The sequence below is a fragment of the Corynebacterium sp. 335C genome (assembly GCF_053525695.1).
Window position 1 is genome coordinate 413722 of sequence record NZ_JASTTB010000001.1, and the last position, 20683, is coordinate 434404.

Annotated in this window: 20 protein-coding genes; 3 read left to right on the plus strand and 17 right to left on the minus strand. The window is 74.6% G+C overall.

The annotated features are described in order from the left end of the window. Positions 1-76: 76 nt before the first annotated feature. The 5 genes from QQS41_RS01815 to QQS41_RS01835 all read right to left on the minus strand — a co-directional run bounded on the left by QQS41_RS01815 (position 77) and on the right by QQS41_RS01835 (position 6323). Positions 77-1003: an esterase/lipase family protein gene (locus tag QQS41_RS01815; protein WP_448850989.1), complete on the minus strand. Its 927-nt coding sequence runs from the start codon at positions 1001-1003 to the stop codon at positions 77-79. Positions 1004-1267: 264 nt separating this feature from the next. After that, positions 1268-2284: an esterase/lipase family protein gene (locus QQS41_RS01820; protein ID WP_448850990.1), complete on the minus strand. Its 1017-nt coding sequence runs from the start codon at positions 2282-2284 to the stop codon at positions 1268-1270. 260 nt (positions 2285-2544) lie between these two features. Beyond that, a complete protein-coding gene (locus tag QQS41_RS01825; RefSeq protein ID WP_448850992.1) occupies positions 2545-4029 on the minus strand; it encodes a cobyric acid synthase in 1485 nt (494 codons plus the stop codon). A gap of 6 nt (positions 4030-4035) precedes the next feature. Beyond that, complete coding sequence (map, locus tag QQS41_RS01830) at positions 4036-4905, minus strand: type I methionyl aminopeptidase (protein ID WP_448850993.1); 870 nt, start codon at positions 4903-4905, stop codon at positions 4036-4038. A 185-nt stretch (positions 4906-5090) separates the two neighbouring features. Continuing rightward, a complete protein-coding gene (locus QQS41_RS01835; protein WP_448850994.1) occupies positions 5091-6323 on the minus strand; it encodes a M50 family metallopeptidase in 1233 nt (410 codons plus the stop codon). A 317-nt stretch (positions 6324-6640) separates the two neighbouring features. Here QQS41_RS01835 and QQS41_RS01840 point away from each other — a divergent pair, with 317 nt between their 5' ends. Beyond that, on the plus strand, positions 6641-7099 hold the full coding sequence (locus QQS41_RS01840) for a DUF2631 domain-containing protein (protein WP_448850995.1): 459 nt from the start codon (positions 6641-6643) through the stop codon (positions 7097-7099). Between the two features lie 229 nt (positions 7100-7328). On the opposite strand, the gene rlmN is transcribed toward QQS41_RS01840, so the two are convergent. Next, a complete protein-coding gene (rlmN, locus tag QQS41_RS01845; RefSeq protein WP_448850996.1) occupies positions 7329-8453 on the minus strand; it encodes a 23S rRNA (adenine(2503)-C(2))-methyltransferase RlmN in 1125 nt (374 codons plus the stop codon). A gap of 146 nt (positions 8454-8599) precedes the next feature. On the opposite strand from rlmN, the gene QQS41_RS01850 reads away from it, so the two are divergent. Then, complete coding sequence (locus QQS41_RS01850) at positions 8600-8983, plus strand: LapA family protein (protein WP_448850997.1); 384 nt, start codon at positions 8600-8602, stop codon at positions 8981-8983. 116 nt (positions 8984-9099) lie between these two features. Here the strand turns inward: QQS41_RS01850 and QQS41_RS01855 are convergent, their stop codons facing one another. The 5 genes from QQS41_RS01855 to rpsB all read right to left on the minus strand — a co-directional run bounded on the left by QQS41_RS01855 (position 9100) and on the right by rpsB (position 13728). Next, positions 9100-9993 carry a phosphatidate cytidylyltransferase gene (locus QQS41_RS01855; RefSeq protein WP_448850998.1) on the minus strand — a complete coding sequence of 298 codons (894 nt, stop codon included), beginning with the start codon at positions 9991-9993 and terminating at the stop codon, positions 9100-9102. 93 nt (positions 9994-10086) lie between these two features. Next, positions 10087-10644, minus strand: coding sequence for a ribosome recycling factor (gene frr, locus QQS41_RS01860; protein WP_448850999.1), 558 nt, complete (start codon positions 10642-10644; stop codon positions 10087-10089). Positions 10645-10851: 207 nt separating this feature from the next. After that, a complete protein-coding gene (pyrH, locus tag QQS41_RS01865; RefSeq protein WP_448851939.1) occupies positions 10852-11538 on the minus strand; it encodes a UMP kinase in 687 nt (228 codons plus the stop codon). A gap of 521 nt (positions 11539-12059) precedes the next feature. Next, the gene (tsf, locus tag QQS41_RS01870) at positions 12060-12878 is read right to left on the minus strand and encodes a translation elongation factor Ts (protein WP_448851000.1); all 819 of its coding nucleotides are present in this window, start codon (positions 12876-12878) and stop codon (positions 12060-12062) included. A gap of 49 nt (positions 12879-12927) precedes the next feature. Beyond that, entirely contained in the window at positions 12928-13728 is an 801-nt protein-coding gene (gene rpsB, locus QQS41_RS01875; RefSeq protein WP_448851001.1) for a 30S ribosomal protein S2, read from the minus strand. A 453-nt stretch (positions 13729-14181) separates the two neighbouring features. On the opposite strand from rpsB, the gene QQS41_RS01880 reads away from it, so the two are divergent. Then, positions 14182-14727, plus strand: coding sequence for a murein hydrolase activator EnvC family protein (locus tag QQS41_RS01880; RefSeq protein ID WP_448851002.1), 546 nt, complete (start codon positions 14182-14184; stop codon positions 14725-14727). A gap of 84 nt (positions 14728-14811) precedes the next feature. Here QQS41_RS01880 and QQS41_RS01885 read toward each other — a convergent pair whose 3' ends face one another. The 6 genes from QQS41_RS01885 to QQS41_RS01910 all read right to left on the minus strand — a co-directional run bounded on the left by QQS41_RS01885 (position 14812) and on the right by QQS41_RS01910 (position 20618). Continuing rightward, a complete protein-coding gene (locus QQS41_RS01885) occupies positions 14812-15705 on the minus strand; it encodes a tyrosine recombinase XerC (RefSeq protein ID WP_448851940.1) in 894 nt (297 codons plus the stop codon). 439 nt (positions 15706-16144) lie between these two features. Continuing rightward, complete coding sequence (locus tag QQS41_RS01890; protein ID WP_448851003.1) at positions 16145-17296, minus strand: DNA-processing protein DprA; 1152 nt, start codon at positions 17294-17296, stop codon at positions 16145-16147. Positions 17297-17433: 137 nt separating this feature from the next. Next, positions 17434-18975, minus strand: a complete 1542-nt coding sequence (locus tag QQS41_RS01895; protein ID WP_448851004.1) for a YifB family Mg chelatase-like AAA ATPase — start codon at positions 18973-18975, stop codon at positions 17434-17436. After that, complete coding sequence (locus QQS41_RS01900; RefSeq protein ID WP_448851005.1) at positions 18976-19356, minus strand: YraN family protein; 381 nt, start codon at positions 19354-19356, stop codon at positions 18976-18978. Positions 19357-19563: 207 nt separating this feature from the next. Then, complete coding sequence (locus tag QQS41_RS01905; protein WP_448851006.1) at positions 19564-19869, minus strand: DUF2469 domain-containing protein; 306 nt, start codon at positions 19867-19869, stop codon at positions 19564-19566. Next, positions 19866-20618 carry a ribonuclease HII gene (locus QQS41_RS01910; RefSeq protein WP_448851941.1) on the minus strand — a complete coding sequence of 251 codons (753 nt, stop codon included), beginning with the start codon at positions 20616-20618 and terminating at the stop codon, positions 19866-19868. The genes QQS41_RS01905 and QQS41_RS01910 overlap by 4 nt, the downstream gene beginning before the upstream one ends. Positions 20619-20683 lie beyond the last annotated feature (65 nt).

Consider the following 20683-nt stretch of genomic DNA (forward strand, 5'->3'; position numbering starts at 1 on the left):
TGCCCGGACCGGTCCGCCGGGCTCTGAGGGCGCCCCGGGTCGGTCCGGCCCTGCGGGTGCACTGGCCCGCTCCGGGTCAGGCGCGGCAGACGGGCTCGCGGCCCGACAGCGCGTCGTCGACGAGGCCGCCCATCACCGGGTCATCGCGGACGTCGTTGTGCCGGAAGACGCGCCCGTCGCCCGCGCACAGCTCGTCGACGACGAGGTTGCGCACCGTCGCGCCGGGCCCGGCTTCCAGGAACGACGCCTCCGGCGGGTACGAGGTCATGTCGCCGGCGGCGACGAAGACGACGTAGTCGACGCCGGGCTCCGTGTCGGGCATGGCGTTGAGGCGGCGCGTCGCCTCGGAGTCGGTGAGCTGGTCCATCGGCGCGGTGCCGAGCGTGCGCGTCCCGATCTCCCGGGTGACGGGGCTGCGGTTGAAGCCGGCCCCGCCGAACCCCATCCAGTTGGTGCCGTGGTTGGTGCCCGCGAGCGTGACGACGGTGCCCGTCCGCGCCGCGTCGCCGTGATCGTGGAGCGCGAAGCGGATGAGGGCGCCGCCCTGGGAGTGCCCGACGAGGTCCACCTCCCCGGCCGCCCGTCCCGCCGCGGTGCCCTCCGCGACGTGGTCGATGGCGCCGTGCAGCTGGCGGGCCGATTCCTCGACGGGGCCGACGCCGGTCGAGCCGAACGCGCCGGCGAGCGAGGCGTCGCCGCCGCCGTAGGTGATGGCCCACACGCAGTAGCCGCGGTCCGTCAGCGCGCGGCCGAGCGGCTCCATCTCCTCCGCCTCCGACCACGTGCCGTGGACGAGCAGCACCGGGCGCGGGTGCTCGGAGGAGGGGATGCAGGCGTCGTCGTTGGCCCATCCGAGATCGGGGAACGCGGCGTCGCCGCCGGCGTCGCCGGAGGACGACCACGACCCCGCGGCGGAGCCTTCCTCCCCCGCTCCGGAGGGCGTGGCGCCGGCCTGCCCCGCCGCGGCAAGCGTCAGCGCCGCCGTCGCGGCGGCCGCGGCCACGCGGGCCCTCCCCCGGCCGGCGCGACCCGGCGCCCGCCCCCGCCTCCGTGCCCGCACCGCGTCCCGCGTGCTCCGCATCCCCGTCGTCCCTCCGTTCCCGGCGCCCCGGCGCCGCCCGATTGCTTTAGACGGAGAATATTCACCGAATCGCCCGCCGCGGAACGTTTTCGACGGAAAAGGGTTCGGCGGCGCGGAATGCCGCCGTCGCGGCGCACGGGGCATGTGCGGGCGCGGGCCCGCGCGGCCGTGCGTCCGCCCCCTGGGTCAGGCCCGGCAGGCGGGAGCCCTGCCGGCGAGCGCGTCGGCGACGAGCCCGCCCATCACGGGCGCGTCGCGCATGTCGACGTGGTCGAAGGGCCGCGGCAGGTCGGCGCACACGTCCTCGACGACGACGTTGCGCACCGTGGCGCCGGGGCCGGCCTCCAGGAAGGACGCGAGCGGCGGGTACGACGTCGTGTCGTCGACGGTGACCATGACGACGTAGTCGACGCCCGGCATCGTGTCGGGCAGCGAGTTGAGATGCTTCGCCGCCGGCGAGTCGGTGATCTGGTCCATCGGCGCGGCGCCGAGCGTACGGCGGCCGACCTCGCGCGTGACGGGGTTGCCGTTGACGCCGAGTTCGGCGGCCTTGAGCATGTCCGTGCCGTGGTTGGTGCCCGCGAGCGTGACGACGGTGCCCGCGCGGACGTAGTCGCCGTGATCGTGAAGCGCGAGCCGGATCAGGGCCCCGCCCAGGGAGTGGCCGACGATGTCGATCTCCCCCGCCGCCCGCCCGGCGTCGGTGCGTTCGGCGACGTGCTCGATGGCCTCGTGGACCTGGCGGGCCCCCTCGGCCATCGGGGCGAGCCCATCGGATCCGAAGATGCCGGCGAGGGAGGCGTCTCCGGCGCCGTGCGTCGCGGCCCAGACGCAGTGGCCCCGTTCCTTCAGCGCACGGCCGAGGTTGCCCATCTCCTCCGCGGTCGACCACGTGCCGTGGACCAGGAGAACCGGGCGCGGGTGCTCCGGGGACGGGACGCAGGAGTCGTCGTTGGCCCAGTCAAGCTCCGGGAAGACGGGGCCCTCCGTGACGTGGCCGGTGGAGTCGTCGAACCGGCCGCCGGAGGAGCCGAACGCTCCGCCGGCGGAGCCGGGGACGTCCGTGGATCCGGCCGCGGATCCCGCTGAGGGCGGCGCGGAGCCGTCGCCCCCGGGCTGGGCCCCGGCCACCGGGGCCATCGCCATCAGGGCCGCCAGGGCCGCCGCGGATGCGGCGGTCAGGCGGCGGGTCTTCGCGGGCACGTGGCGCGTGCGCATCTTCCGCCGCCCTCCATGTTCGTCTGCGGGGGGCGCCGGGTCGGCGCCGCACGATTCAATGCTATTCCCATCACCAAATACGGGGTGAATCGATAAGGCGCCTGGTGGCGCGATACGTGACGGCGGCGTGGCGGCGATGTTTCCGGCGGATTTCGCCGCAGGTCGGGAGTCCCGCGGGCGTCCGGCGCACCGCGGAGGGGGCATCGCGGATCACCCCCGGAAAGGTCGTGCCCGCCGTGTCCCCGCTACGCGAGCGCGTCGATCCCGGTCGCGGCGGCGAGCGCCGGGCCGGCGAGGTGCTCCTCCACCGCGTCGGCGATGAGATCCAGCTGCCGCAACCGCTCGGCGGCGAAGGACGTGTCCGGGCTGACGCGGAAGCCCCTCAGCCCGGCCGCAGCCGCGACGTCGGCGAGGTAGCGCCGGCGGGTGTCGTCGCACTCCAGCAGGCCGTGGCGGTGGGTGCCGGCGACGGCGCCGCGCACCGCACCCTCCCCGTGGGGCCACGTCGGGTCGCCCTGGCGGGCGACGCGGCCGTTGTGCACCTCGTAGGACCCGTCGCCGTGGCGGGCGAGGATCTTCTCCTCCCCGAAGACGATGTCGGCGTCGAGCAGCCCCAGGCCCGCCACCGGCCCCGCGCCGGACTCCACCGGGTCGTCGATGGTGCGGCACAGCATCTGGAAGCCGCCGCAGATGCCCAGCACGGGGGCGTCGCGGCGGGCGCGGTCCGCCAGCACGTCGGCGATGCCGGTCTTCCTCAGCCAGCCCAGGTCGTGGACCGTCGACTTCGATCCCGGCACCACCGCCAGGTCGGCGTGGGCGACGGCGCCCGGGTCGTCGGTCCACTCCACGCGCACGCCCGGCTCGCAGGCCAGAGCCTCCACGTCGGTCGCGTTGGACACCCGCGGCAGCCGCACCGCCGCCACCGCCAGCACGTCGGAGCCGAGCGGCCGGGTCGCGGGGCCGACGCGCACGCCGGCCTCGGTGCCCAGGGAGTCCTCCGCGTCGACCCACAAACCCCGGATGAACGGCACGACGCCGAGCACCGGCACGCCCGTGTGCCCGCGGACGACGTCGAGGCCCGGCGTGAGCAGGCCGACGTCGCCGCGGAACTTGTTGACCACGAAGCCGGTGATGCGCGCCCGGTCCTCCGGCGACAGGATGGCGTGGGTGCCGACGAAGTGCGCCAGCACTCCCCCGCGGTCGATGTCGCCGGCGACGATGACCGGCAGGTCGGCGGCCTCCGCCAGCCCCATGTTGGCGATGTCGGACTCGCGGAGGTTCACCTCCGCCGGGGAGCCGGCGCCCTCGCACAGGACGACGTCGTACCGCCCCCGCAGATCGGCGAGCGTCTCCGCGACCACCCCGCGCAGCGCTCGCCGGCGGGAGCGGTACGTCAGCGCGGAGACGCGCCCGTCGGCGACTCCGCGGACGACGACCTGGCTGACGTGATCGGCCTCCGGCTTGAGCAGCACCGGATTGAAGTCGACGTGGGGCTCCAGCCCGCACGCGAGCGCCTGGAGCGCCTGGGCGCGGCCGATCTCCCCGCCGTCGGGCGTGACGGCGCAGTTGTTCGACATGTTCTGCGCCTTGAACGGCGCCACCCGCACGCCGCGGCGGGCCAGCAGCCGGCACATGCCCGCCACCAGGACGGACTTGCCGGCGTCGGAGGTGCAGCCGGCGACCAGCGCCGCGGGGGCCGGACCCGCGGCCCCCTTCGCCGTCGCCGCCACCGCCGCCTAGTCCTCGGAGGGGAGGGTGAGGATCTCGTAGCCGCCGTCGGTGACGACGATGGTGTGCTCGAACTGCGCGGTCCACCTGCGGTCGGTGGTCTGCACGGTCCAGTCGTTGTCCCAGATCTCGTAGTCCAGGCCGCCGAGGTTCACCATCGGCTCGACGGTCAGGGTCATGCCCGGCTCCAGGAGGGTCTTCTGCGACGGCTCGTCGTAGTGCAGGACGACGAGGCCGTTGTGGAACGTCGGGCCGACGCCGTGGCCGGTGAAGTCGCGGACGACGTTGTAGCCGAAGCGGCGGCAGTAGGCCTCGATGACGCGGCCGATGACGTTGACCTCGCGGCCCGGGCGGATGGCGCGGATGCCGCGCATCATCGCCTCGTGGGTGCGCTCCACCAGCAGGCGGTGCTCCTCCGACGGCTCGCCGGCGAAGAAGGTGGCGTTGGTGTCGCCGTGGACGCCCTCCTTGTAGGCGGTGACGTCGATGTTGACGATGTCGCCCTCCTCGATGACCTGCGAGTCCGGGATGCCGTGGCAGATGATCTCGTTGAGGGAGACGCAGCAGGACTTCGGGAAGCCGCGGTAGCCGAGCGTCGAGGGGTAGGCGCCGTGGTCGAGCATGTACTCGTGGGCGACCTTGTCGACGTCGTCCGTCGTCGCGCCCGGCACCACCGCCTTGCCCGCCTCCTGCAGCGCGTCGGCGGCGATGCGGGAGGTGCGGCGCATGGCGTCGATGACCTCCGGGGTCTGCACCAGCGGCTCGCCGACGTTCTCCTGCACGGAGTCCTTCCACGCGTACTCGGGCCGCTCGATGTCGGCGGGCACGGTGCGGATGGGGGTCGGCTTCTGCTGGGTCAGCGGTGCGCGTGCGGTCATGCCGGACACGATACCCCCGGGGCGTCCGCGGCGGACGGCGGGCCTGCGGGAACCGCGACGGGGGCACGGGGTTCCGCGGTGCGTGACGACGGGACCCGCCGCGGCGTGGGCCCCGGCGCGCGGCGCCCGGGCTCCCCGTGGTCCGGCCTCCGGCGCGGGACGACGGGCCCGGCCGCGGCCCCGCGTCAGCCGAACAAGCGGATGGGGTTGACGACGTCGGCGGCGATGACCAGCCCGCCGAAGAGCAGGAGGACGACGGTGAAGCCCATCGTCACCGGCATGAGCTTGCGGTAGTCCGCCGGCGGGCCCGGCTGCAGGCCGCGGGCGCGGCGCAGCAGGTCCCGCACCTTCTCGTACAGCACGACGGCGATGTGGCCGCCGTCCAGCGGCGGCAGGGGCACGAGGTTGAAGAAGGCGAGGAAGAAGTTGAGGTTCGCCAGCATCATGACGAAGACGTTCCACAGGTCCCGCTCCGCCAGCTCGCCGCCGGCGCGGGAGGCGCCGACGACGCTCATCGGCGACTCGGGGTCGCGCTCGGCGCCGAAGACGCTGGCGACGACGCCGGGGATCTTCTCCGGGATGGCCAGCAGCCCGTCCCACACGGCGCCGAGGACGGAGCCGGTGAACCGGAACGTCGCGGGCACCGCCTCCAGCGGGCCGTACTGCACCGTGCCGTATTCGGGGACCTCGAAGGTCATGCCGACCACCGGCGTCTCCGCCAGCGCCCCGGAGTTGGCGCGCCGCTCCACCATGTCGGGCACGACCTCGACGGTCAGCGCCTCCCCGCCGCGCTCGACGCCGAGGACGACCGGCCCGCCGCCGGAGTCGCGCACCGCGGAGGTGACGTCGGCGAAGTTCGCCGTCTCCTCCCCGTCGACGCTGCGGATGACGTCGCCCGGCAGGATGCCGGCGCGCTCGGCGGGGCCCTCGCCCGTGCAGTCCGGCAGCGTGCCGTCCGGGTTCTGGGTGGCGGGCACGCAGGAGACGGAGGCGACGCGCGGGGTCTCGTCGACGTCCATGTCGGGCAGACCCCAGGCCACGGCGACGACGTAGAGCAGCATGATGCCCAGCAGCATGTTGACCATCACGCCGCCGGCGAGCACGATGACGCGCTGCCACCAGGGGCGCCGCCACATGGCGTGGGGGTCCTCCTCCGGGGTGACCGGGTCCTGGGCGGTCATGCCGGCGATGTCGCAGAAGCCGCCGAGCGGCACGGCCTTCAGGCCGTACTCGGTGACGTGCCCGCCGGCGGCGGCGCGGCGGCGCCGCCAGGAGAAGAGGGTCGGGCCGAAGCCGATGAAGTAGCGGCGCACGCGCATGCCGAAGATGCGGGCGGCCGTCATGTGCCCCCATTCGTGCAGGGCGATGGTCACGGCGATGCCGAGCGCGAACAGCGCTACTCCGACGATGAAATCCACCCGCCCAGGATAACGGCGCCCGCCGCGCGGTCCACCTCCCCGCCGCCGCGTCCCGGACGCGCCGCCGGAACCGCGACGGAACCGCGCCGGGTGCTCACCGGGACCGATCCGCAGCCGCGCCACAGCCGCTCGCCGACCGCGAGGAACGCCCCGCACACGACCCGCGTGAGTCCGGCGCGCCGTTCCCGCCACCCCTGCAACTGGGGTATCCTGTCCCCCGATACTCAAATTCACCTGAGAGTGTGCCAAAATACGGGTTAACGGGACCGCCCGCCCCCTCCTCGTGTGCGACGGGGGCCGGAGCAGCCCGGACGACCGTGGCTGACAGGAGGAACATCGTGGCCGAGCACCACCAGAAGGAAGAGTTCTACAACGGCGTGAGCACGCTCGACGAGCCGTCGGCGAAGTGGGGCTGGCACGGCCTCTCCAAGGGCGCCGTGCTCCGCACCGGACTCATCGCCACCGTCTTCATGCTGTGCATGCTGTGGGGCAACCACCACGGCAACGTCGAGAACATCTGGCTCATCGTCCTGGGCGTCATCATGTTCGCCGGCATCCTCCTCTACGCCCTGAAGCCGCGCGGCACCCAGGTCCGCACGGTCACCGCGCGCAACAAGCCGCTGGGCCACGTCGAGCCGAACTGGTGCCAGGACCAGGTCAACGGCACCGGCGCCTACGCCAACCTGACCGAGTCCCAGCTGCGCAGCTGGAACCGCGACCCGAAGGCCGCCGCCGCGCTGGCCCCGGTCGATCGCGAGCAGGGCTCCCTCCACTAGCCCGTCCGGGCCCCGCAGGGCCCGTCCCCGACGCCGGCGCCGTCTCCCCCCGCGGGAGGCGGCGCCGGCGTCGTCATGCCCCCTCGCGTGACGACGCGCCCCGCGCCGCGCTCCCCCGCGCCCCGTGCGCCCGCGGCCCCGTGCGCGGGAACCGCGCACCCGGTCCCCGCACGACGACGGCGCCCGCACATCCCGGGCGGGCGCCGTCGTCACGCGCATGAGGGGGCCGTCAGGCGGCGGGCTCCCGATCCTCCGCGGCGAGCTGGCCGCACGCGGCGGAGATCTCGTCGCCGCGGGTGTCGCGCACCGTGCACGGCACGCCCTGCGCCTCGACGCGGCGGACGAACTCGTCCTGCCGGCGCTTCGGCGCCGCGTCCCACTCCGAACCCGGCGTCGGGTTCAGCGGGATGACGTTGACGTGCACCTTGGAGCCCAGGCGGCGGTGCAGGCGGCGGCCCAGCAGGTCGGCACGCCAGTCCTGGTCGTTCTTGTCGCGGATGAGCGCGTACTCGATGGACACGCGGCGGTTCGACTTCTCCGCGTAGTACTTCGCCGCGTCCAGCACCTCGTCGATGGAGAAGCGGTTGTTGATGGGCACCAGCGTGTCGCGCAGCTCGTCGTCCGGCGTGTGCAGCGACACCGCGAGGGTGCACGACAGGCCCTCGTCCGCCAGGCGGCGGATCGCCGGGGCCAGGCCCACCGTGGAGACGGTGACGTTGCGCATGGAGATGCCGAAGCCCGCCGGCGCCGGATCCGTGATGCGGTGCACCGCGGCGACGACCCGCTTGTAGTTGGCCAGCGGCTCGCCCATGCCCATGAACACGATGTTCGTCAGGCGGCCCGGGCCGCCCGGCAGCAGGCCGTCGCGCATCGCCGCGGCGGCGTCGCGCACCTGGTCGACGATCTCCGCCGTCGACAGGTTGCGCTGCAGGCCGCCCTGGCCCGTCGCGCAGAACGGGCAGGCCATGCCGCAGCCGGCCTGGGAGGAGATGCACAGCGTCGCGCGGTCGTCGTAGCGCATCAGCACCGACTCCAGCAGCGTGCCGTCGCCGGCGCGCCACAGCGTCTTGCGCGTCGCGCCGTCGTCGGCGGTGACGTGGCGCACCGGCTCCAGCAGCGGAGGGAACAGCGCCTCCTTGACCTTCTCCCGCGCCGCGGCGGGCAGGTCCGTCATGGTCATCGGGTCCGACTCGAACTTGCCGAAGTAGTGGCGGGCGATCTGGTCGGCGCGGAAGGCGGGCAGGCCGAGCTCCTTGACGGCGGCCTTGCGGGCGTCGACGTCGAGATCGGCGAAGTGGGTGGCCGGCATGCCCCTGCGCGGGGCCTTGAAGACGAGAGGCAGTTCCTTGGTCATGGTCCTGCCATCGTCCCACGTCGGGGCCCTCCGGGGCGAATCGGAGGGCCCCGTCCGTGACCCGTTCCGCACCGCGGCGCGGGCATGGCGGGGACCACGCCCGTCCGACTTCCCGCCGGCGCCCGAAATGCGGTTGAATAAGCCCCATGACCAACCCGAACGACCAGTTCCGCGACCCGAACGTCGCCGAGACCCGCGCCGACCTCGCTGGTGCCGACCACGACGCCGCCCTCGCCCCCGCCACCACGGGCGCCGCCGACGTCCGACACCAGGAGGAGGCCCCGCGCAAGGCGAAGGGCAGCTTCGCCGGCAGCACCTGGGTGGCCCTCATCGTCGGCGCCATCATCCTGGTCGTCCTGCTGGCCTTCATCATGCAGAACATGCAGAACGTCACCCTGACGCTCTTCGCATGGACGTTCAACTTCCCGCTCGGCGTCGGCATGCTGCTCGCCGCCATCGGCGGCGCCCTGCTGATGGGCCTCGTCGGCGGCGTCCGCATCATGCAGCTGCGCCGCCAGGTCCGCCGCTAGGACCTCCGCCAGGACCTGCGGCCGCGCACGGCGAAGGGCCCGCCCTCCCCCGACGGGGACGGCGGGCCCTTCGCCGTGCCGGGCGCGGCGCGCGGGACGCGGCGTCCGCGGCGACGTCAGACGACGGCCTCCGCCAGCGACACCATCACCCACATCACCGCCGCGGCCGGCAGCATGCCGTCCAGGCGGTCCATCAGGCCGCCGTGTCCCGGCAGCATCGCCGACATGTCCTTGATGCCCAGGTCGCGCTTGAACTGGCTCTCCAGCAGGTCGCCGAACGTCGCGGCGATGACCAGCAGCACGCCCAGCGCGATGCCGAACACGAGGCTCCGGTCGAGCATGAGCACCGAACACGCCGCACCGGCGGCGGCGCCGAGGACCACCGAGCCGGCGAAGCCCTCCCAGGACTTCTTCGGGCTGATCTGCGGGGCCATCGGGTGCTTGCCGAAGAACACGCCCGCGACGTAGCCGCCGACGTCGTTGGCGACGACGCAGAGCATGAACGTCACGATGTACCAGCGGCCGTCGATGCCCTCGTAGCGGCCGCCCAGCGACAGCATCGCCGCGAACGCCACGTTCAGCGGGATCCACAGCAGCACCAGCATCGCGACGGAGGCGTCGCGCAGCCAGTTGCGGGGGAACTCCATGCCGTTGAAGAACATGCGGTGGCCGAGCGCCAGCACCATGCTGGCCACCAGGCCCGTCAGCAGGCCCAGCGACCCCAGCGGGATGGTCAGCCAGATCATGAGCTGGCCGCCGATGATGAGCACCGTGCGGGGCACCAGCCAGTCATGCTCCCGCATCCGGGACACGACCTCCCACGTCCCCAGCGCCGCCGCCAGCGCGACGACGGGGTACCACAGCACCGGGCCGACGAAGAGGCCCGCGACGGCCAGCGCGCCGAGCGCCACGCCCACGGCGATCGCCACCGGAACGTCGCGGCCCGCGGAGTTGCGGGGCCGCGGGAGCTTCATCTCGCGGACGATTCTGTCGCGTTCCGGCTGGGTCACCTCGGGCTCCGTTTCGCTCGTCGTGGACGCGTGGTCGCCCCGGCGACCGCCGGGACGGGCGACGCCGCGGCCCGGGGGCCGCGGCGGCGGAGGCTACACCTCCATGAGCTCCTTCTCCTTGCGCTCGACCAGCGAGTCGACCTGCTCCACGTAGGTGCGGGTGACGTTGTCCAGCTCCTTCTCGGAGGCGCGGACCTCGTCCTCGCCGGCGTCGCCGTCCTTCTGGATCTTCTGCAGGGTCTCCATGCCCTTGCGGCGGATGTTGCGGATGGCGATCTTGGCGTCCTCGCCCTTCGACTTCGCCAGCTTCACCATCTCGCGGCGGCGCTCCTCCGTCAGCTGCGGCACGGTGACGCGCAGGACGTGGCCGTCGTTGGTGGGGTTGACGCCCAGGTCGGAGTTGCGGATGGCCGTCTCGATGTCGTCCATCACGGACGGCTCGTACGGCTTGATGAGCAGCATCCGCGGCTCCGGCACCGAGATGGTGGACATCTGGGTGATCGGGGTGGGCACGCCGTAGTACTCGGCGATGACCCCGTTGAACATGGCCGGGTTCGCGCGGCCCGTGCGGATGTGGGTCATCTCCTCGCGGCAGTGCTCCACGGAGTTGGCCATCTTCTCCTCGGCCTCGAGCAGGGTCTCGTCGATCATCGTCGCCTCTTCGTCGTTGTCGGTGGTCGGTTGTCGGGGGTCGTGCGGTGCCGCCGCGCGGTGGCGCCGCCGTCGGGGCGCCCGGCACGCAGGGTGCGCGTTCCGCACGCGCCCGCGCCGTCAACCGCAAGGGTAGTCGGCGCGGGCGCGGGGCGCGGCCCGGCGGCGCCCGCGGCGGGTCGCGCGCGGGCTCCGGGCAGCAGGGGGCTAGGTGTGGACCAGGGTGCCGATGCGCTCGCCGGAGACGGCGCGGGCGATGTTGCCCTGGGTGAGCAGGTTGAACACCAGGATCGGCATCTTGTTGTCCATGCACAGGGAGAACGCGGTGGCGTCCGCGACCTTCAGGCCGCGCTCGATGCACTCGCGGTGGGAGATCTCGTCGAACATGGTGGCGTCGGGGTTGACGCGCGGGTCGTCGTCGTAGACGCCGTCGACGGCCTTGGCCATCAGCAGCACGTCGCAGCCGATCTCCAGGGCACGCTGGGCGGCGGTGGTGTCGGTGGAGAAGTACGGCATGCCCATGCCGGCGCCGAAGATGACGACGCGGCCCTTCTCCAGGTGGCGCTTCGCGCGCAGCGGGAGGTAAGGCTCGGCGACCTGCGTCATCTCGATGGCGGTCTGGACGCGGGTCTCCACGCCCTCCTTCTCCAGGAAGTCCTGCAGCGCCAGGCAGTTCATCACGGTGCCGAGCATGCCCATGTAGTCCGATCGGGCCCGGTCCATGCCGCGCTGCTGCAGCTGCGCGCCGCGGAAGAAGTTGCCGCCGCCGATGACGACGCACACCTCGACGCCGTCGCGGGCGACCTCGGCGATCTGCCGGGCGACGTTCTCCACCACGTTGGGGTCGACGCCGACGGCCCCGCCGCCGAACATCTCGCCGCCCAGCTTCAGCATCACGCGCTTGAAGCCGTCGCGCGTACCGGCGTCCTGGTTGTCGCTCACCGTCGTTGCTCCTTTGCCCGGCGGCACCGGGTCCCGGTCCCGCCGCATCCGCTGGTCATGTTCCGTCGGCCGCCCGCGCCGGGGAACCGGCCGGACGTCCGGGACAACACTACCCCCTGACAGGGCCGGCGCGGCGGCGCGGGCGCGGCGCGGCCCGGGGCGTCGTCACGCATGCGGCGGTGACCTGCGCCGCACGTGGCGCGATGCGCGCGCACCCGGGCGCGGCGGGGCGCCGGGTGCGCGGGGAAGGCGCGCCGCACGGGGCGCGCGGGGTGCGCGGGGTGCGCGGGGTGAGCGGGGTTGCAGGGGCACGGGGTTGCGGCGCAGCGTGACGACGCCCGCCGCCCCGGCCCCTCCCCCGCGCATGCGGCGGGGCCCGCCTCCCCCGTCGCGTGGACGGGAGGGGCGGGCCCCGGTGCGGCCGCGCTCGCGCGCGGCGGAGGGTCCTGCTCCGGCGTGGCCGGAGGGGAGGACTAGTGCTGGCCGACCTCGAAGCGGGCGAAGTCGGTCAGGGTGATGCCGGCCTCCTCGACGACCTGCTTCACGGTCTTCTTGGAGTCGCCGACGGACGGCTGCTCCAGCAGGACGACATCCTTGTAGAAGCCGTTCAGGCGGCCCTCGACGATCTTCGGCAGGGCCTGCTCCGGCTTGCCCTCCTCGCGGGAGATCTTCTCGAAGACGGCGCGCTCGGCCTCGACGCGGTCGGCCGGGACGTCCTCGCGGGAGAGGAACTGGGCCTTCAGCGCGGCGACCTGCATGGCGGCCGCGTGCGCGGCCTCCTCGCCCTCGCCGGTGTAGGCGACGAGGACGCCGACGGCGGCCGGCAGATCGGCGGCGCGGCGGTGCAGGTAGACGGCGACGTTGTCGCCCTCGAGGGTGACCGCGCGGCGCAGCTCGAGCTTCTCGCCGATCTTCGCGGACATCTCCTGGATGGCCTCGGCGGCGGTCTTGCCGTCGACCTCGGCGTTGGCGAGCTCCTCGGCGGAGTTGGCCTTGACCTTGGCGGCGGCCTCGGCGACCTTGTTCGCGAAGTCGATGAACTCCTGGTTCTTCGCGACGAAGTCGGTCTCGGAGTTGACCTCGACCATGGTGGCGCCGGAGACGGCGATGAGGCCCTGGGCGGCGGTGCGCTCGGCGCGCTTGCCGACGTCCTTGGCGCCCTTGATGCGCAGAATCTCGACGGCCTTGTCGAAGTCGCCGTCGGTCTCGACGAGCGCGTCCTTGCAGGCCTTCATGCCGGAGCCGGTGGTCTCGCGCAGCTTCTTGACGTCAGCGGCGGTGAAATTCGCCATGTCTGGCGTTCCTCCTAGTAGTTCGAGGGGGTGTTCTGTGAACCGGAGATTACTCCGCGGCGGGGGCGTCCGCCTGCTCGGCGGGGGCCTCGGCCTGCTCGACCGGAGCCTCGGCCGGGGCGTCGCCGGCGGCCTCGCGGGCGGCGGCGAACTCGCGCTCGGCCTTCGCCTTGCGGCCCTCCTCCACGGCGGTGGAGATGATGCGGGTCAGCAGGGTCACGGAGCGGATGGCGTCGTCGTTGCCCGGGATCGGGTAGTCGACGTCGTCCGGGTCGCAGTTGGTGTCCAGGATGGCGACGACCGGGATGCCCAGCTTCTTCGCCTCGGAGACCGCGATGTGCTCCTTGTTGGTGTCGACGATCCACAGGGCCGAGGGGACCTTGGCCATGTCGCGGATGCCGCCGAGGGTGCGCTCCAGCTTGGTGCGCTCGCGGTTGAGGAGCAGCACCTCCTTCTTGGTGCGGCCCTCGTAGCCGTTCTCCGCGGCCTCCATGGCCTGGAGCTCCTTGAGGCGGCCCAGGCGCTTGGCGACGGTGGAGAAGTTGGTCAGCATGCCGCCGAGCCAGCGGTGGTTGACGTAGGGCATGTCGACGCGCTCGGCCTCGGCCTGGACGGCCTCCTGGGCCTGCTTCTTGGTGCCGACGAAGAGGATGTTGCCGCCGTGGGCGACGGTCTCCTTGACGAACTCGAAGGCCTCGTCGATGTAGGTCAGCGACTGCTGCAGGTCGATGATGTAGATGCCGTTGCGGTCGGTGAAGATGAAGCGCTTCATCTTCGGGTTCCAGCGACGCGTCTGGTGGCCGAAGTGCACACCGGCGTCGAGGAGCTCACGCATGGAGACAACTGCCATGTCATGTCAGGGGAGTCCTCGCGTCCGGCCGTCACTCGCCGACGGCCGCGGCTGCTCCCCTTCCTCGCTTTCTGTCGATTTCGGTTGGGTGTCCTGCGGGTTCTCCCCGCAGCCTGGCGCCGTCTCCCCTCCGGCGCCCCCGTGGGGAACCGTGCCGGGCGGGTCGCGATGACGGCGCGCGAAGTCAGCGGCCCGGCCGAACCGGGCACACTGCGGGAGTCATCATAGCCGCCGACCGGCGTGAAGGCCATTCCGGCGCGTCCGGCGGGTCGCGCCGTCCACGGGGCATCTTCCGCGGGCCCGGTTCCGTCCACCGCCGCCGCATCGCCCCTGGCGCGCGGGTCCTGCGCGCGATGCCATCGGGGTATGACGTTGCGCGGGGTTGCGGGGGCCGTCCGGTGCGTGCGGGTGCGCGGACCGGATTCCGGTCCGCGCCCGTTCCCCGCTGTTCGCGTGACGACGGGGCCCGCCCGCGGCACCCCTCCCCCGTTCGCCGCCGCCGTCGTGGCCCTGGCGCTCGCGGCCGCCGCGGTCCTGGCGGCGGCCCCGGCCCCGGCGCAGGAGGCGGGGCCGGGCACCGCGGGCGCGGTCGCGCAGGACGGCGGCGGGCACGTCCGCCCGGTGCCGGGCGCGGTGCTGCGCCCCTTCGACCCGCCGCCGGAGCCGTGGCTTCCCGGCCACCGCGGCGTGGACCTCGCGGCGGCGCCGGGTGCGCCGGTGCGGGCGTCGGCGGCAGGCCGCGTGCACTTCGCGGGTTCCGTGGCGGGCCGTCCGACGGTGTCGGTGATGCACGCCGACGGCCTGCGCACGACCTACCAGCCGGTGGAACCGTCGGTGCGGGTCGGCGACGCCGTCGCCCGCGGCCAGGTCATCGGGACGCTGGCGGCGGGCCCGGAGCCCGGGCTGCACTGGGGCGCGCTGCGGGGCGACGACTACGTCAACCCGCTGGACCTGCTGGGCCGGCGACCCGTCATCCTGAAGCCCGCGCGGCCGGGGTGACGCCCCGCATCGGGAACCGCGGAAGGCCGGGGCCGTCAGGGTCCCGGACGGGCGCGGCCACCGGACTCTCGGCGGCCGGGACCGTCAGGACCGCGGATGGGCGCGGCGGTGGACCTCGCGCAGGCGGTCAACGGAGACGTGCGTGTAGATCTGCGTCGTCGCCAGCGACTCGTGGCCCAGCAGCTCCTGGACCATGCGCAGGTCCGCGCCGCCCTCGACGAGGTGCGTGGCGGCGGAGTGGCGCAGCCCGTGCGGGGCGAGCTCCGTGCCGGAGGATCCGGTGAGCTCGTGGACGATGCGGCGGGCCTGGCGCGGATCCAGCCGTCCGCCGCGCACGCCGAGCAGCAGCGCGTCGCCCGAGGCGGCGGTCGCCCACCGGCCGCGGAGATCCAGCCAGCGGCGGATGGCGGCGACGGCCCGCGGGCCGACGGGCACGGTGCGCTGCTTGTCGCCCTTGCCGGTGACGACGAGGGTGCCGCGGGCCAGGTCGACGTCTCCGACGTCGAGGCCGCACAGCTCGCCGACGCGGATGGCGGCGGCGTAGAGGATCTCCGCGATGGCGGCGTCGCGGGCGGGGCGCGGGTCCTCCGGGGCCTCGTCGGCGGCGGCCGCCGCGGCGTCGAGGGCCGCGGCCGCGTCGTCCGCCGACAGCGTCTCCGGCAGGTGCCGGTGCCGGCGCGGCGACGACAGGCGCGCCGACGGGTCGACGTCGAGGACGCCCTGCTCCACCGCCCAGGCACAGAAGACGCGGAAGGCGGTCGTGGCGCGGGCGAGGGTGGACCGCGAGGCGCCGGCGCGGTGGCGGGCGGCGAGGTCGGCTCGCAGGTGCGCGACGTCGAGCTCCCGGACCGTGGTCAGCGGGGCGAGCAGCGGCAGCAGGTCCGCGCGGTAGGCGCGTGCGGTGCGCGGCGAGAGCCCCCGGGTGTAGAGGACGTGGTCGAGGAAGTCGCCGAGGACGGCGTCGACGCCGGGCGACAGCCCCTCGTCCGCGGAACCGCCGTCCCCGGACGAGGCCTTCGCGGCGTGCAGGCCCGCCGCCCGACGATCATCGGCCCGCCCGTCGTCGGTCCGCCGGTCGTCGGCCCGCCGGTGGTCGGCGTGCGGGTCACCGGACATGGTCGCCCTCCCCTCCCGCGCCGGACCTTCCGGAGAATGCGGAAGGCGGCGACGCCCATGCCCTCCGGGACGAATCCCGGGACATGAGCGCCGCCGCCTGTGCCTCACCCATGATGCAAGACCTTACCCCGGAGGGGCCGTGAAGCGCGGAGCCAGCCCGCACCGCGCTTCTCACTTAGGCTTGCCTGGCCTAGTATACATATGGCTCACAACAGTGCAACCCCGTCACCAAACCTTTCTTCACCCCCGGGCCGCCCCCGCCCGAAATGGGCATCGGATGCGGGCCGGGGTATTCCCGTCGTCAGGTGCGTGACCAGCGGGAACCGCGCCTTTCCACCAGTCCCCGGCGCTGCAGCGCGGTGAGCAGATGAACCGTCAGCGCCAGCGGCGCGCCGCATTCCGCGGCGATGGGGCCGGCCCCGAGGCCCTCCGATCCGGCGGGCGGGACGGCGTCGTAGACGCGGAGCTCATTGCGCGGCAGGGCCTGCACGGCGCCGGCGGCCCAGTCGAGCTCCAGCTGCTCGTCCTCATCGATCTCCCCGATGGGCCGGCACAGCGCCAGGACCTCCCGCACCGACGACACCAGGGTCACGCCCTCGCGGATGCACGCGTGCGCGCCCGTCGACGACGCCGACGACACCGGCCCCGGCACGGCCCCGACCGGGCGGCCGTAGCGCTCCGCCCAGTGCACGGTGTTGCGGGCGCCCGAGCGCCAGCCGGCCTCCACCAGCACCGTCGCCGCGGTCAGTCCGGCGACCAGTCGGTTGCGGGTGAGGAAGCGGTGGCGGGCCGGGCGCATCCCGGGAGGGTACTCGGTGATGACCGCGTCGAGCCGATCGAACAGCTCCCCGTGGGCGACCGGGTAGGTCACGCCCGGCCCGCAGGCCATCACCGCCACGGACCGGCCGCCGGCGGCCAGCGCCCCGCGGTGGCACGCCGCGTCGATGCCCAGCGCCCCTCCGGAGACCACCGTCGTCCCCGCCGCGGCGACGCCCGCGGAGAAGTCCTCCGCCACCCGCTTGCCGTACGCGGTGGCGGCGCGAGTGCCGACCATGGCCACCGCATCCGCCAGCAGCGCCGCGGGCGAACCGCCCCGCACCCAGAGCGCGTGGGGCGCGGCGGCCCCCGCCTCCCCGGCCACGGCGACGAAGGGGGCGATGGCGTCGACCGGCCAGTCGGGGTCCTCCGGCGTCGTCAACCGGAAGCCGTGGTCGGCGGCCTCCGCGAGGTCCGCCTCCGGCTCGCAGGCGGCGTACCGGGCCTCCGTGGCGCGCAGCAGCACGGCGGGCAGCCCGGCGCGGGATCGGATGCGGTCGGCGAGCTCCTCCGGGCCGATGCGGCCGAGCAGGACGTTGACGTCCGGGTGCGGGCCCTCGACGACGCGGGCGAGGTAGGCCCACGCCCGGCGCGTCTCCGCCGTCATCGCGGGATCGCCGGTCGCGTTGCCCGGCACGGTGTCGGGCGCATTGCCGGGCGCATTCCCGTGTGCGTCGTCGGGAGCGCGGCCATGTGCCCCGCCGGGAGCGCGGCCATGTGCGCCCCCGGGAGCGCGGCCGTGCGCGTCACCGTCCACGGGCGGGGTCGGGCCGGTCATGCGAGCACCTCCTCGGCATCGGAGTGCAGGGCCGCGGCGTCGGCGACGTCGCCGAGGCCCGGGCGGGCGCGGCCGGCGAGGTCCGCCAGCGTCCACGCCACGCGCAGGGTCCGGTCGACGCCGCGCTGCGTCATCGCGCCGTCGGCGAGGACGGCGGCCAGCCACGCCAGCCCCTCCTCGTCGGGTGGGGCATGCCGGCGCAGGACCGGCCCCGGGACTTCGGCGGTGGCGACGGCCTCCCCCAGGCCGAGTCCCGCCCACCGGGCCGCGGCGCGCCCGCGGGCCCCGGCCACCCGCTCCCGCACCGCGGACGACGGCTCCCCGGGTTCCGGGGCGAGGACCGAGTGCCGCGGGTGCAGCCGCACGCGAACGTCGATGCGGTCGAGCAGGGGTCCCGACAGCGACGCCATGTGCCGGCGCCGCTCCCCCGGTGAGCACCGGCACTCCCCGGGGTCCGCGGCGCCGCAGCGGCACGGGTTGGCCGCGGCGACGAGCTGGAAGCGCGCCGGGTAGCTCACCCGGTGCCGGCTGCGGTGCAGCGACACGGTCCCGGTCTCCAGCGGCACGCGCAGCGCGTCGAGGTGGCGGCCGGGCATCAGCGCCACCTCGTCGAGGAACAGCACCCCGTGGTGGGCCAGGCTCACCGCCCCCGGCTGCGGCACCCCCGGGCCTCCGCCGAGCAGCGCCGCGGCGCTCACCGTGTGGTGCGGGGCCACGAACGGCGGATGAGCAGCCGGGCCCAGCCCGCCCCCGCCGTGACCCGCGATGGAGCAGATGGCCGTGACCTCCAGCGCCGCGCGCTCCCCCAGCGGCGGCAGGATGCCCGGCAGCCGCGCCGCCAGCATCGACTTGCCCGTGCCCGGCGCACCCGTGAACAGCAGGTGGTGTCGGCCCGCGGCGGCGACCTCCAGCGCCCGGCGCGCCTCCTCCTGCCCGTGGACGTCGGCCATGTCGGGCGCCGCCGGCTGGGGCGCCGGCCGGGGCTCGCCCGGTGCGGCCAGCCCCTCCCCGGTGACCACCCAGCGCCACAGCTGCGCGAGATCCGCGGCGCAGGCGACGGCGACGCCGCCGACGAGGGCGGCCTCCGGCCCGCAGCCCTCCGGCACCACCACCGCCCGCACCCCGGCGTCGCGGGCGGCCAGCACCGCCGCGAGCACGCCGGGCACGTCCCGCACCGCCCCGTCGAGGCCCAGCTCCCCCAGCAGGACCGTCGCCGCCAGCCGGTCGCGCGCCGCATCCCCGGCCGGGCCGGGGTCCAGGCCCGCCGACAGCACCGCGCACGTGATGGCCAGGTCGAAGGCGGAGCCGTGCTTGCGCAGCGACGCCGGCGACATCGACACGACCACCTTCGTCCGCGGCCACCCCAGCCCGGAGTTCACCGCGGCGGTGCGGGTGCGCGACCTCGCCTCGCTCACCGCCGCGTCCCCCAGCCCGACGACGTGCATGCCGGGCAGCCCGGCCCCGACGTCGGCCTCGACCTCCACCAGATGGCCCTCCAGGCCCGCCAGCGCCACCGACGCCGCCCTGCCGACCGTCATCTAGGCCACCGCCCGGTACCGCTCGTAGGCGAACGTCCCGTCCGACGGGGTGAGCACCCACACGTCGACCCGGACCTCCCGGATGCCCGGCGCCCCGTGCTCCTCCAGCCACCGGGCGGCGGCGCGCCGGAGACGGACGAGCTTGCCGGACGTCACCGACTCCGCCCCGCCCCACAACGCCGAGGTGCGCGTCTTGACCTCCACGACGTGCAGCACCGGGCCCCGGCGGGCCAGCACGTCGATCTCGTCGCGCCCCACCCGGACGTTGACGCCCAGCACCTCGTGGCCGGATTCCGCCAGCGCGGCGGCCACGGCCCGCTCCCCCGCGCGGCCCAGCCGCGCCCTGCGCTCCGCGGCCCTCCGGGCCCTCTCGTCGACCATCCCCGTCCCCTTCCCCGCCCGGCCGGGCCGTGGCGCGTCCATCCCCGCGGGAGCCGTCCGCGCGGCGCCCGCGGCCACGACGATGGCACGGCGGCCGCGGCGGGCACCGTCGTCACGCGGACGACGCGCACCGGATGTGGACGCGCCGCGCCCCGTGGACAACTCCGTCGGGAGCGGTCCACGGGGCGCGGCGGAAGGAGGCGGGGCCTAGTCCGGCAGGCGGAGATCCGGCTTGTCCAGCTCCTCGATGTTCACGTCCTTGAACGTGATGACGCGCACGTAGCGCACGAACCGCGCCGGGCGGTACATGTCCCACACCCACGCGTCCGACATGCGCAGCTCGAAGTACACCTCGCCGCCGCTGTTGTGCGGGATGAGCTCCACCGCGTTGGCCAGGTAGAAGCGGCGCTCCGTCTCCACCACGTAGGAGAACTGGCTGACGACGTCGCGGTACTCGCGGTACAGCGACAGCTCGACCTCGGCCTCGTAGTTGTCCAGGTCCTCGGCGCTCATCTCGGGCTCCCCTCGTTCGTCTGCGTCCGCCCGCGCGGCCCGTCGCCGCGCGGCTGGCCACCGCCCGCGCGGCCCGCGGCGCGGTGGGCCGCATCCGCCGCGCGGACGTTGGCGTAGCTGAACCGGTGGCAGGGTGCGGCGCCCAGGGCCTCCACCGCCGCCATGTGCGCGGCCGTGCCGTAGCCCTTGTGCGCCGCGAACCCGTAGCCGGGCCAGCGATCGTCGTGCTCAACCATAATGCGGTCGCGCGCCACTTTGGCGAGGACACTCGCGGCCTCGATGCACCGGGCCACCGCGTCGCCGCCGATGACCGGCAGCTGCGGCGCCGGCAGCCCCGGCACCCGCCACGCGTCCGTCAGCACGTAGCCCGGCCGCAGCCCCAGCTTGCCGACGGCGCGCCGCATCCCGTCGATGTTCGCGACCTGCACCCCGCGGGCGTCGATCTCCCGCGGGTCCGTGACGTCGACCGCCCACGCCAGCGCGTGGCGGCGGATGAGCGGCTCCAGCAGCTCGCGGCGCCGCTTCGTCAGCTTCTTCGAGTCCGCCAGCCCGTCGAGCTCCCGCACCACCCCGGGCGGCAGGATGCACGCCGCCGTCACCAGGGGCCCGGCGCAGGCGCCGCGACCGGCCTCGTCGACGCCGGCGACCGGCCCGAGGCCGCGCCGCTCCAGCGCCGCCTCCAGCATCCGGTCCTGGGCGAGGCGCCGCGGGGCGGGCGCGGCGGGGACGGCGGCGGCCGCGCGGGCCAGGGCGCGCGCGACGGACGCGGGCCGCGGCGCGGGCCCCGGGGCGCGCCGGGCGCCGCCCGTGCCCC